The 13,116-nt window shown below is 58.1% G+C and carries 11 protein-coding genes; 1 reads left to right on the forward strand and 10 read right to left on the reverse strand.

Annotation, left to right across the window (positions count from 1 at the left end; all coding sequences use genetic code 11):
- Positions 1 to 11 precede the first annotated feature (11 nt).
- Positions 12 to 935 (forward strand): alpha/beta hydrolase, encoded by a 924-nt coding sequence (locus ACR0LN_RS07355; RefSeq protein WP_480428749.1) that lies wholly within the window; start codon positions 12 to 14, stop codon positions 933 to 935.
- Here the strand turns inward: ACR0LN_RS07355 and ACR0LN_RS07360 are convergent, their stop codons facing one another.
- The 10 genes from ACR0LN_RS07360 to ACR0LN_RS07405 form a co-directional block, all read right to left on the reverse strand.
- On the reverse strand, positions 936 to 1,772 hold the full coding sequence (locus tag ACR0LN_RS07360) for an alkaline phosphatase family protein (protein WP_480428750.1): 837 nt from the start codon (positions 1,770 to 1,772) through the stop codon (positions 936 to 938). It abuts the gene before it with no gap.
- Positions 1,773 to 1,923: 151 nt separating this feature from the next.
- Positions 1,924 to 3,561, reverse strand: a complete 1,638-nt coding sequence (locus ACR0LN_RS07365) for an ABC transporter ATP-binding protein (RefSeq protein ID WP_480428751.1) — start codon at positions 3,559 to 3,561, stop codon at positions 1,924 to 1,926.
- Positions 3,558 to 4,373 (reverse strand): ABC transporter permease, encoded by an 816-nt coding sequence (locus ACR0LN_RS07370; protein WP_480428752.1) that lies wholly within the window; start codon positions 4,371 to 4,373, stop codon positions 3,558 to 3,560. Before ACR0LN_RS07370 ends, ACR0LN_RS07365 begins: the two co-directional genes overlap by 4 nt.
- Positions 4,370 to 5,326: an ABC transporter permease gene (locus tag ACR0LN_RS07375; RefSeq protein ID WP_480428753.1), complete on the reverse strand. Its 957-nt coding sequence runs from the start codon at positions 5,324 to 5,326 to the stop codon at positions 4,370 to 4,372. The genes ACR0LN_RS07370 and ACR0LN_RS07375 overlap by 4 nt, the downstream gene beginning before the upstream one ends.
- Before the next feature lie 15 nt (positions 5,327 to 5,341).
- Positions 5,342 to 6,928 carry an ABC transporter substrate-binding protein gene (locus tag ACR0LN_RS07380; RefSeq protein WP_480428754.1) on the reverse strand — a complete coding sequence of 529 codons (1,587 nt, stop codon included), beginning with the start codon at positions 6,926 to 6,928 and terminating at the stop codon, positions 5,342 to 5,344.
- Between the two features lie 123 nt (positions 6,929 to 7,051).
- On the reverse strand, positions 7,052 to 9,043 hold the full coding sequence (locus ACR0LN_RS07385) for a CocE/NonD family hydrolase (protein WP_480428755.1): 1,992 nt from the start codon (positions 9,041 to 9,043) through the stop codon (positions 7,052 to 7,054).
- Positions 9,044 to 9,094: 51 nt separating this feature from the next.
- Positions 9,095 to 10,198, reverse strand: coding sequence for a glycerate kinase type-2 family protein (locus ACR0LN_RS07390; protein ID WP_480428756.1), 1,104 nt, complete (start codon positions 10,196 to 10,198; stop codon positions 9,095 to 9,097).
- The gene (dtd, locus tag ACR0LN_RS07395; RefSeq protein ID WP_480428757.1) at positions 10,198 to 10,635 is read right to left on the reverse strand and encodes a D-aminoacyl-tRNA deacylase; all 438 of its coding nucleotides are present in this window, start codon (positions 10,633 to 10,635) and stop codon (positions 10,198 to 10,200) included. Before dtd ends, ACR0LN_RS07390 begins: the two co-directional genes overlap by 1 nt.
- Positions 10,636 to 10,848: 213 nt before the next feature.
- Positions 10,849 to 11,940, reverse strand: a complete 1,092-nt coding sequence (locus ACR0LN_RS07400; RefSeq protein WP_480428758.1) for a TFIIB-type zinc finger domain-containing protein — start codon at positions 11,938 to 11,940, stop codon at positions 10,849 to 10,851.
- Between the two features lie 35 nt (positions 11,941 to 11,975).
- Positions 11,976 to 13,115 (reverse strand): SPFH domain-containing protein, encoded by a 1,140-nt coding sequence (locus ACR0LN_RS07405; RefSeq protein WP_480428759.1) that lies wholly within the window; start codon positions 13,113 to 13,115, stop codon positions 11,976 to 11,978.
- Between the last annotated feature and the right edge of the window lies 1 nt (position 13,116).

Below are 13,116 nucleotides of genomic sequence, written 5' to 3' on the forward strand. Positions count from 1 at the left end.
GCGGAGGGACAATGGATTATGAACGTCTGATTGATGAAGAAACATGGGCGTTCATAAGACGAACGGCTGAAAGCTATCCAGATGATGCTGTTGATCTTTCGATCGAGGATCAGCGACGCGTCTATGACAAGATGTGTCAGGACTTTCGCCAACCTCGCCCTGCCGGGTTAGACGTGCAGGACAGAGCCGCCGATGGTGTGCCTGTCCGTGTCTACACCGCTGGCGACCCTACGCGAACCGTCGTCTATTTTCATGGAGGCGGTTTCGTCCTTGGAGGGCTGGACAGCCACGATGATGTCTGCGCCGAGATTTGTGCGCAGACTGGGTATCGGGTCGTTGCCGTGGATTATCGTCTGTGCCCCGAACACGTCCACCCGGCGCAGTTTCAGGACAGTTGGACCGCCACGAACTGGGCGGCTCAGGAATTCGGTGATCCGCTGGTGCTTGCAGGCGACAGCGCGGGTGGCAACTTGGCGGCGGCTGTGGCCCACTATGCGCGCGGACGGTTGGGCAACGTGTTGGGGCAGGTTCTGATCTACCCCGTACTGGGCGGTGATACGTCGGTGGGGTCCTACGTCGAACACGCACAAGCGCCGCTTTTGACGCTGGACGATATTCGGTTCTACGAAAAAGTGCGCCGTGGCGGTTCTGCGCCCGAAGGCGACCCGACTTTTGCTCCTTTGCACGATACCGACTTTGCGGGCCTGCCGCCGACCGTGGTGGTCACTGCGGATTGCGACCCGCTGCGCGATGATGGCCCGGCCTATTGTGACAAGATCACCGCGGCGGGTGGGCAAGCGCATTGCATCAATGAACCGGGGCTCGTGCACGGCTATTTAAGGGCGCGTGCATCGGTGAAACGCGCCGCAGACAGTTTTGAGCGGATCTCCATCGCCATTGAGGCATTGGGGCAGGGAATTTGGTGCTACGACTGACTAGATCAGGAACGGCTTGGCCTTCATTGTTTCGGCCAGTGGCGCGCCCATGCGGTTCAGGATTGTGGGCGCCAGTTGTAGCTGATCGATCACGGTATCAGCCTCGGGGCCCTTAGCGTCGCCGAAGTAGTACAGCGCGGTTTCCTGCTGCAACGGTCCGCGCCCTCCGTGGTGGCCGCGCTCATCCTGACCGTGGTCGGCAGTGACAATCACCTCATATCCCAGCTGACGCCAACGGGGAATGAACGGGGCCAGCATCTCGTCCGCAACGAAACAGGCATGGTCCATTTCTTCGCGATCGTGAAAGAACCGGTGTCCCATACTGTCCAAAGTGCAGGTGTGCAGGATGCCGTAGTCCAGGCCGAAACGCAGGCTCAGATTGGTCAGCGTTGCGAATAGATCAACGTCGGACGGTGTCATCTGGTTGACTTTGCCGTACCCGGTCATGGTGTGGAAACGGCCATGGTTGATTGTCGTACTGTCCGGTTCATCATATTCGATGTCGCGCACGTAGTCGAACGGATGACGGTTGAAGAACTGAGACCAATAGCTGTGGGTCACGGCTCCGGTCACGCCACCAGCCTCACGGACCTGACTGAACACGTCCTTGTGGCTCAGCCGGAACACATTGCCGTTGCCAGTGCAGCCGTGTTCCTGTGGCGTGACGCCGGTATGGATCGAGGCATAGCAACTGGCCGAGGTCGAAGGCAGCACTGCGCGCAGCTTCCAGACCTGCGCCTCGCCACTATCGACCCAACCTTCAAGGTTGCCGAACAGGCGGCGGAAGTTGCGCCAAGGAACACCGTCCAAAATGATCAACAGGAGTTTGCGGTCCATGCACTGACCCTTTCTATAATTCTTTCAGGTGACCCTAGGGGATTCGCCGCGCAAGGGCCGCCTGTTCGCGCCCCCAATAACAAAATCCCGACACCAGTCATCAGACATCGTGCCGGGATTCTGAAATTTCATCAGATTGTTACGCCGAAGGTTAGTTCCCTGCGCTCTCCATCTTGCGGTGTGCAACAACCTCTTCCAACCAGCCCAGATGCATTTCAGGCACCGAGCTCAACAGCAGATCTGTATAGTCGTCAAACGGCGGGCTCAGCACCTGCGATTTCGGACCGTAACGGACCACGCGGCCCTGATACATCACTGCAATACTGTCGCTGATGGCGCGGACCGTTGCCAGATCGTGCGTGATGAACAGATAGGCCACATCCTCGATCTTCTGCAAATCCATCAACAGCTTGAGAATGCCGTCCGCCACCAACGGGTCAAGCGCCGAGGTGACCTCGTCACAGATGATCATCTTGGGCTTGGCCGCCAGCGACCGCGCGATACAGACACGCTGTTTCTGACCGCCGGACAGTTCAGCAGGATAACGGTCGATGAACTTCTCGCCCAATTCGATCTCATCCAACAACTCGATGATCCGCTTACGCTTTTCGGCCCCGCGCATGTTGAAGTAGAACTCCAACGGGCGGCCGATGATCGTTCCGACAGTCTGACGTGGGTTCATCGCCACGTCGGCCATCTGATAGATCATCTGCAACTCGCGCAAGTCCTCGCGGGTGCGTCCCTTGAGGTCGGGCGAGAGCTTGCGCCCCGCAAAGTTGATCTCGCCATCGCGCGGCGGAAGCAGACCTGTAATCACCCGCGCCAGCGTGGACTTGCCCGAGCCGGACTCACCCACAACCGCCAGTGTCTGCCCCGGATGAAGCTCGACATTGACGTTGTGCAGCACGTCGAAGTTCAGTCCCTTGTAGCGCGCAGTGATGCCATCAACGGTAAGCACTGGTTCAGGCGTAGGCTGTTTTTCTTCATGCTCGATAGAACGCACCGAGACTAGTGCCTTGGTGTATTCCTCTTGCGGATTGTTGATGATCTGATCGGTATTGCCATACTCGACCGTATTCCCCATGCGCAGAACCATGATGTCGTCGCTCACCTGCGCCACAACGGCAAGGTCGTGGGTAATATAAAGCGCGGCAACGCCTGTATCTGCGATGGCTTCCTTGATCGCCATCAGAACATCAATCTGCGTGGTCACATCCAGCGCTGTGGTGGGTTCGTCGAAGACCACCAGATCAGGCTCGGGACACAATGCCAGCGCCGTCATGCAGCGCTGCAGCTGACCACCCGAGACCTGGTGCGGATAGCGATCACCGATGTTGTCCGGGTCGGGCAGACCCAGTTTGGCGAACAGCTCACGCGCACGTTTTTCGGCCTCTTTGCGATTGAACTTCTTCTGTTCGACCGCAGCTTCGACCACCTGATCCATGATCTTTTTAGCCGGGTTAAAGGACGCGGCGGCGGACTGGGACACATAGGTGACTTCACCACCACGCAGCTTGCGGATGTCGCCGTGGGACGTTTTCAGGATGTCACGTCCGTTGACCCACACTTCGCCTCCGGTGATTTTCACACCGCCCCGGCCATAGGCCATCGAGGCCAGACCGATGGTGGATTTACCAGCCCCGGATTCGCCGATCAGCCCCAGAACCTTACCGGGCGCGAGGTCAAAACTGACCCCGTGCACGATTTCGATGTCATGAGGTTTCTCACCCGGAGGGTAGACGGTTGCGCCGATCTTGAGGTCTCGGACTTTGAGAAGCGGTTCACTCATCCCCGGCCTCCTTTCAGCGAAGTGGTGCGGTTCAGGACCCAGTCAGCCACAAGGTTTACCGAGATGGCCAGCGTCGCGATAGCGACAGCGGGATAGAGCGCCGCGCCGATGCCATAGACAATGCCATCTTTGTTCTCTTTCACGATGCCGCCCCAGTCCGCCAACGGCGGCTGGACGCCTAAACCCAGGAAAGACAGGGTTGAGACAAACAGAACCATGAAGATGAACCGCAGACCCAGTTCAGCGACCAGCGGCGACAGGGCATTGGGCAGGATCTCCAGGAAGATGACCCAGACCTGACCTTCACCACGCAGACGTGCTGCCTCGACATAATCCATGACGGCGATATCCACGGCGACAGCGCGGGCCAGACGATAGACGCGGGTGGCGTCCAGCAGGCCCATGACGATGATCAGAACGGGAATGGTGACGGGCACCATCGCCAGAACCACCAGCGCAAAGATCAAAGTTGGGATCGACATGATCAGGTCAACTGTGCGCGACATGACCTGATCGGCCCAGCCGCCCAGAACGGCAGCCAAAAAGCCAAGGATCGAACCGGTCACAAAGCTGAGGATCGTCGCCGCCGTCGCGATAAAGATCGTTGTGCGCCCGCCATAGATCATACGGCTGAGCAGATCGCGCCCAATATTGTCGGTGCCCAGCCAGAACTGCGAGCTGGACGGCTCCCACACGTCTCCTACGACCTCGGCCATGCCGTAAGGGGCCAGCAGAGGGGCGAAGATTGCGATGAAGAAATACAGGGCCGTGAATGCCAGCCCGATCATTGCAGAAACAGGGATATTCTTCATTTCGGATGCCTCAGCCTTGGGTTGGCCAGAATGGCAACGATGTCTGCAATCATGTTCAGTCCGATATAGATCGCGGCGAAGATGACGCCGCAGGCCAGAACCACCGGCACGTCACGCTTGGTCACGTGGTCGACCAGATACTGTCCCATACCGGGATAGACGAACACCACCTCAACAACGACGACGCCGACGACCAGATAGGCGAGGTTCAGCATTACCACGTTGACGATGGGTGCAACGGCGTTCGGAAAGGCGTGGCGATAGATGACCTGAAAATTGCTCAGGCCCTTGAGTTCAGCGGTTTCAACATAGGCTGACTGCATCACGTTCAGGATGGCAGCACGGGTCATGCGCATCATGTGAGCCAGAACCACAAGGGTCAGCACGATGACAGGCAGCGCAATAGAGTTCAGTTTCTGCCAGAACGACATGCTGTCATTGATCATCGCCAACGGAGAGAACATGCCGAGTTTAACAGCAATGAAGTACACCAGAACGTAACCGATCAGAAATTCGGGGATCGAGATCGTGGTCAGAGTCACGGCCGAGATCAGTTTGTCCGGCCAACGGTTACGATAGCGAACGGCCAAAAGGCCCAGAAAGATGGCCAACGGGACCGAAATGATAGCTGCCCAAAAAGCCAGGAACAGCGTGTTGCCCAGACGGCTACCGACCGACTCGGCGATGTCCAATTTATTTGTCAGGGATTGACCCAGGTCGCCCTGTACGATGCCGCCCAGCCACTCGAAGTAGCGGGTCAGGGCAGGACGGTTGAGGCCCATTTCCTCGCGCAGGTTTGCCAGCGCCTCGGGGGTTGCGGATTGGCCAAGGACGGCTTGCGCCGCGTCCCCGGGAAGGGCTTCAGTGAGGCCGAAGATCAGAGCCGATGCACCGAAGAGAAGCAGGAGTCCCAGCGCAAGGCGCTGGGAAACCAGTTTGATGATAGGATGCATAATCCGTAGCCTGTATTATGCGAACCACATTTTGCGGGACATGTTGCCGTTCATCATCTCTTGGGTCGGATCGCTTTCCCAACCTTCCAGCTGATTGCTGACGCCTTCGACAAAGTCGTTGAACATCGGGCAGATCAGGCCGCCTTGGTCGCGGACCATCATGCCCATTTTGCTGTAGATGTCCTTGCGTTTGTCGTTGTCCAGTTCGGCGCGGGCGGCAAACAACATCTCGTCGAATTCCGGAACCTTGAAGCGGGTGTCGTTCCAGTCTGCAGTCGACAGATACGCGGTTGCATACATCTGGTCCTGCACAGGGCGGCCACCCCAGTAGGACGCACAGAAGGGCTGAACGTTCCAGACCTCGGACCAGTAACCGTCGTTGGGTTCGCGCTTGATTTCCAGCGGGATACCGGCCTGAGCAGCCGTTTGCTGGAACAGGGCCGCGGCATCGACAGCACCTGGGAAGGCACCGTCTGCGACGCGCAGGATAATCGGCGAGCCATCATGACCGGACTTTTTGTAGTGCTCGGCCGCCTTCTCGATGCTGAACTCGCGCTGCGGGATCGAGCCATCAAACAGCGGGTAAGCCGCGTTGACCGGCATGTCGTTACCGACGGTACCGTAGCCGCGCAGAACTTTGTCGACCAAATCCTGACGGTTGATCGCGTGTTTCAGCGCCAGACGCAGTTCGTTTTGGTCAAACGGAGCAGTGTCGCAGTGCATGATGAACACATAATGGCCGCGGCCAGCAGTCGAATGCACTGTCAGGTTGGGTGCGCGGCCAAGCAGATCAGCAACTTTTGGCTCTACCCGGTTGATCGCGTGGACCTGACCCGATTGCAGGGCTGCAGTACGGGCAGTCGCGTCGTTAATGACAACAACTTCCACGCTGTCGAAGTTGCCGAAATCCGGGTTCCAGTGGTTTTCAAACTTCGTGTACAGGTGGCGCACACCGGGTTCATTTACTTCTACCTTGTAAGGTCCGGTGCCGATACCAGCACCAGGGTTGTCCATACCACCGTCAGGCTGAATGATCAGGTGGTAATCCGCCATCAGGTAGGGCAAGTCGGCGTTCGGCTCGGTGAGTGTGACCTGAAAGTTGTCACCATCGGCCTTCATAGACTCGATGCCTTTCATGATGCCAAGTGCACCGGACTTTGAGTCTTCGTTTGAATGACGTTCCATGGTCTTCAGAACGTCTTCACTGGTCATTGTTTTACCGTTGTGGAATTCCACACCCTGACGCAGTTTGAACGTCCAGACCTTGGCGTCCGCGCTGCCTTCGACGCTTTCTGCCAGACGAGGCTCGATCGAGCCGTCGGGCGCGACCTCGACCAATTGGTCACCAAATTGCTTGCCGTTCTGGAAGGGAACGGAGCTCGCATAAGTCGCTGGGTCCAGAGAGTTGGTGGACTCGCCGCCCTGCAAACCGAATTTCAGATCGCCACCCTTTTTCGGACCAGCAGCACGTGCGGCATCGGCAAACATAGTGCTGGCCATCGCCGCTGACACACCCAGAGCCGCTGCTTTCCCCATGAATTCGCGGCGGGTCAGCTTGCCCGCCGTGACCTCTTTGGTCATGTGCGTGAGTTGTTCGTTCATTATTTTCTCCCAGTTGAGTGGATTGTCAGCCCTTGAAGGGCTTTTTATTGACGCGTGAGTCAAAGTAGGCGTATTTCGGTCGAACGGGCAAGGACAAATGACCATCCTGCACGAGCCGGCAAATCACATCTGATAGCGTGGTATGGAATCCTCCAGTTCCTTCGTTGATACCAAGTTTTCGCCCTCATAGGCATTCAATTTTGCCCTGAGGTAGAAGGTCGCTTCGTCTGCCCACATTTCGCATGATGTTTCAGTGCGCAGGTCGATGCCTTCCCGACTTATTTCTTGCGTCCACCTACAGTAACCCCTGGCTGAAAGAGGGTTGTCCGGGTGGATCGTCCAACGCTCCTGCGCGGTGCCGCCATGGCTCAGGCCGTGGTCTTCATTATTAACGAGACCGAAATCATCTTCGATGATCAGATGGGTTTCGCCCGAATTCATGTCTGTTTCCATCCGTCGTGAATTGCGAGATTCGCGCAGGATGGTCTGACCCAAGGGCTTGGCCGTCTCGGGTGGTGGAAACGTGTATTCGTCCTTGGTCGCCGGACGCTGGGGCAGGGCGATCTCCCCTCCGGTCAGGTGCAGTTCGACCTTTTCGGGTGAGGGCCAAATCAGCGGCCAATAGGCGTTTGAGATTGCGACCCGCAGCCGGTGTCCCTTGGGAACGCGATAGGCGATGTGATCCAGATTCAGCGAGACCTGATAGATGGTGCCGGGCTGCAATGGGCTGGGATCAGCGTGGCTGTCTCTATGAGACAGGTTCAGCACGCCATAGGTGATGCGGGTTGATGCGCCATCCGGGTGCAGATGGTTCAAGCGCACGGCAATTTGTGCTTGCGGGCGATCGGAACTCAGACGCAAACGGATACGCGGTGCGCCGACAATATCCAAATCCTCGGCCAGAGGCGCACCATCGAAACAGGCCGACAGGGCATCGTCGGGACGTTGATCGCCGGGCATGTCTGGCCCAAGCCAGATGGCGCAATACTCACCGGCCTCGATGCCGCATGTCTGCGGTGAACACACCTTTTTGTCCAACGTGCCATCCAGTCCCAAACCTTCATTCGACAACGTGAACGATACTTCGGGCAGGTGGGACGTCGCGCCTTTCTCTTCGGCAATCCAGCGCCCCTTGCGCTCATTGTACCAACGCTGTGGGCGCACGCCGTCCATCAGATAAGCGCGGTAATCCGGATCAGAGACGACCCCGGTATCAATACCTTTCAGCCAGCAGTCCCACCAACGCAGCGCTTCTTGCAGGAAGCCGATCCGCGGTTCGGGTACCGCGAAATGAGGATATTTGTGAACCCATGGGCCGACGATGCCTTTGACCGGCGCGTTCAGTTTCTCAACCAGCAGCGGGACGGTGTTTTTGTAGGCGTCACCCCAGCCACCCACGGCCAGTGTGGCCGCCTGAATCGCGCTGAAATCTTCACAGACCGAGCCGTGGTGCCAATAGTCGTCGCGCCGCTGATGACGTAACCAAACGGATGGTAAAAAGGGTTCGGTTTTAAGCCGTTCCAACCACAGTTCACGCCAATTGGGTCGCAGCGCCGGGTCCGGTGCTCGGGATGAGTAGGACCACATGGTCGCGCCCCAACCCAAGTTCTCATTCAGCAAACAGCCGCCTTTGTAATGGATGTCGTCAGCATAGCGGTCAGCGGTTGAGCATAGGGTAATGATTGCTTTAAGCGGTTCAGGCTGTAACGCAGCGACCTGAAGCGCGTTGAAACCGCCCCAACTTATTCCCATCATCCCGACCGCGCCGGTACACCACGGTTGTTTGGCCAGCCATTGGATGGTCGCGACGGCATCGTCCAGTTCCTGCTGCGAGTATTCATCCTCCATCAGCCCTTCGCTATCGCCATTGCCCCGCATGTCCACGCGGATGCAGGCATAGCCGCGTTGCGCAAACCACGGGTGGGTTAAGGCGTCTCGTACCGAAGTGCCGTCGCGCTTGCGATACGGCAGGAATTCCAAAATGGCGGGGACAGGGTCAACGGTCGCGTCCTTGGGGCGCCAGACCCGAGCGGACAGACGGCAGCCATCGGGCATCTCGATACCGATGTCAGGAAGGTCTTCGATGTCACGTAGCGCGTTCGCAGGCGGCGTCATTCCAACACTGTCATTGCGTTTTGCAATCCGGTCGTTCTGAAAATCGTCAAATCATGAACGGATTGCGACAACAAGATCCATCACATTTGTTCCCGTCGGCCCCGTCACCAGCAAGGCACCTGCGCGTTCCAGATAGCTGCCGCTGTCGGCGTTTTGCAAAGCCAATTCAGCGCCTTCGCCCCACGTGGTTCCGTCAACAACCGCTCCGGCGGCCTGGGTGGGTCCATCCGTGCCGTCGGTTCCCCCGACCACAACCGTTATCCCATCGATCCCAGCAATTTCTCGGGCTAAAGCCAGGGCCAAAGCCTGGTTTCGACCTCCGCGCCCCGGATTTTTTGGCAGAACCACTGTTGGCTCTCCGCCGAACACCATGACGCCGGGCGGCATGTTGCGGATACGCTCACCCAAGGCTTCGGCGACGTTCTGATAATCATCATGCAGGCATTCTTCGTTGGCATGCACGGTGGCGCCCTCGTCTTGCGCCAATCCCATCGCAGCTTCACGGGCGTGGGCGTTTGAGGCCACGATCTGCGCGCGCGCTTCAAAGCAGACTGAGGAAGGCAGCGCCCCGATCCCCGAACCGACAACGTTCAGATCGTCGCCGGGAACATCCGAGATCGCCAGTACTGTCGCCTTTTCGCCGTTGAAATGAGACAGCAGCCCGCTGCCTTTGATACGCGATAGCTTGCGCCGCTGGGCGTTCATCGCGGTGATGTCCAACCCTTCCGCCAGAAGCTTTTTGTTCAACAACTCAAGATCGCCCAGTGTCTTCTCCGGTAGCAGATCCTCGGCCAGCGATGACGCGCCACCTGAAACCAGCAACAGCAGATGCGATCCCGGATCCATAGCTTCGACCGCCTCGCGCAGGGCCTGACCACCCTGAAGGCTTCGTGCGTCTGGCACGGGATGTGAGGCCTCAATAACCTTTACATGTTCTGGTAGATCGCGCCCGTGGTCGTCCTTGGTGACAACCAGCGTGGGACGAGGCCCAAAATGCTCAAGTGCTGCACGAGCCATCGCTGCTGCGGCTTTGCCCACGGCCAGAATCTGATCTGGTTTGGATATGTCTGCAAGCACTTTGCTGGTCGCGGCGTGCCCACCTACAGCGTCGACACCGGCCTGCCAGATGCGAACGGCTTGTTCTTTTTTGTCCATCAGCTTTCCATCCAAATCGTAACTGGGCCGTCATTGACCAATTCAACGGCCATATCCGCACCGAATTGCCCGGTTTCCACTGGCACACCATTGGCCCGAAGACGCTGCGCAAACACCTCGTAAAGGTGTTTTCCGACCTCTGGCGAGGCTGCTTCGGAAAACCCCGGCCTGTTACCCCGAGACGTATCAGCAGCCAAAGTGAATTGGCTGATCACCAACGCCGAGCCTTTGATGTCCAACACCGAGCGGTTCATTTTACCTGCATCATCCTTGAATATTCGCAGCTTGGACACTTTGGCGGCCAACTGGTCTGCCTTTGCTTCGTCGTCACCTTGTATGGCGCAGACAAGGATCATCAAGCCCGGACCGGTTTGCCCGATGACTTGATCGTCTACCGAAACCTTGGCGTGCGAAACGCGTTGTAAGAGTGCGCGCAATACTGTTCTCCGCTTGGTGTGCTACCCGAGCCACGCGACAACCTCATCCCGATCAAAGCAGTTGGTGCGAACGTGCTTCGCAGCCAGCAATTGATTTAGATCGGATAGTGTCACTCTGGCCTCTCCCGTCGGCGTTGACGCGGCGCAGAATGACGTCTGGTCAGGGGAAGTTCAAGCGCTAACATTTCTTATTTTTGTTGGGAAAGACCTGCGTCAGCCCGGTTGGCCTGTAGCCATCAGATATCCAACGCCCGCCGCAACCAGCAGGCCCAATATGACGGCGATAGTGATCTTGATGGCCGACCAGGGACGTTCACCCTGGACACGGCCGGTTCGCCCGTTGACGACAAACCGATAGGTCTGGCCGCGATATTTGTAAGCCGCCATCCAGACCGGCAGCAGTATGTGCTTGAAGGTTACATCGCGCACATCTGTGTCAATCGCGTGGATGCGCTGACGATCTCCACCGATATCAAAGCGCACATCCCTTTCGATCACGCGTGCCATGTACCCTCGGGCTTCGGTGTAGCCCTCCTGCAGTTCGACCGTGTAAGCCTCAGCTCGGAACCCCGCCAGATATTCCGGTTGATAGGGTTCAAGCGCGGGCAAATCCCAAGGCTCCAGCGCGTCGGTATAGCTTTTGGGCAGAGACCGCGACGCCAGCACCAATACGTCGTCAAAGAACCGCTTAACCCGCCCGGATTTCGGAGACCACCGCACCTTGGGCACCTGCTGTTGCACACGCTTGCCGTCGCGCATGACGGTTCGGGTCTCATAGTAAACGGTGCCGCGTTCGCCGCGATAGCTGGACTGGGTGGCCGCATCAAATGTCCAGTACGGCACGTAAATACCCTGCATCTTACGCCCTTTTCGGGCATAGTCCTTCAACCCGTTCGGCGCGAACCACAGCCGCCCGAGCCAATCCCCCATCGCCTTATGCGCGGCGCGTTCATCCAGTGCGAAGGGCAGCACACCCCGAGGTTTGATGTGTCGGTTAACCCCGGTGTCGGTGACTACAGGAGTGGCACAGAACGGGCATTCCGCAGCGTGTGTGGCGGGATCAAACTCGACCTGAGCCGCACAGTTTGGGCAGGACAGAACGCGCGTTTCTTCAATTTCACTGTCAGGCAGCCGATCGGCAATTGCGGCGTCGAAATCCAGTTCTTTCAAGCTGGCGCCCCCCCAAGGGCCAGCACCTATGGCTTCGGAATGCCCACAATGGTCACAGGTCAGACTGCCGTCGTCCGGGTTGAACCGGTAATCCGCACCGCATTGCTCGCAGGGGAATCTGTGTTCTTCGGTCATAGTGCAGCCCTGTTATTGCGTCGACGTCTGAAGTGTCACGCACCCGGCGGCGGTGGCGGCAGGATCGTAAACAGTTGCGCCAGCTCTTGCACATCGCCAGCCTTTTTCCAGCCGTCCTGACCAGCGGTCCAGACATGGGTGTCGCGCGTGATTTCACCCTCAGTGGCCATGCGCCCCATCTTGGCCTTCGAGAACGGCCCGCTGGTTTGCCCATCCACAGCGATATGCCAAACATGCTCAACCGGCGGAGGAGGGGGCGGTGCCGCATGCGCTGCCGGTTGCGGGGCAGCGGGGGCGGAAGCTCCCCACGGGCCGCTCGGTTGACCCGCTGCCATCTGCTGAGCCATCGCCATGCCCATCCCCATGCCAAGACCCGCGCCCATGCCGCCGCCCTGACCGGGATTGTTGGCGGCGGCCGTCATCGCCTCGGCTGCGGAATATTGGGTGAATTTGCCCAGATCGCCTGCCAGCCCCATTGAGGTGCGCTTGTCCAAAGCTGCCTCGACGGCGGGCGGAAGTGAGATGTTCTCGATGTAGAACTCAGGCATCTCCAGCCCATAGCTGTCCAACACCGGAGACACCTCAGCCGCGATCAACTTGCCCAGATCCGCGGTATTGGCGGCCATGTCCAGAACCGGGATACCCGAACCGGCGATCACGCGGCTGAACTCCTGCACGATGATATTGCGGATCTGAAAGCTGATCTCATCCATGGTGAATTCACCATCGGTGCCCACGATTTCGACCATGAACCTGGCCGGGTCCTTGACGCGGATCGTGTAGGTCCCGAAGGCCCGAATGCGGGTCGGGCCAAACTCCGGGTCGCGCAGCATGATCGGGTTCTTCGTGCCCCATTTCAGATCATTGAACCGGGTCGTGTTGACGAAATAGATCTCGGATTTGAACGGAGACTGAAAGCCATGATCCCAGTGTTGCAGGGTCGTCATGATCGGCATGTTGTTGGTCTCAAGCATATAAAGACCCGGCGTGAACACATCCGCCAGCTGTCCCTCATGCACGAACACCGCCGCCTGACCTTCGCGCACGGTCAACTTGGCACCGTATTTGATCTCGTGCCCTTCGCGTTCGAACCGCCAGACCATGGTGTCGCGGGAGTCGTCGACCCAGTGAATGACGTCAATAAATTCTCCGGTCAGAAAATCGAAAATACCCATT

This window comes from Ruegeria sp. AA6 (assembly GCF_056542865.1).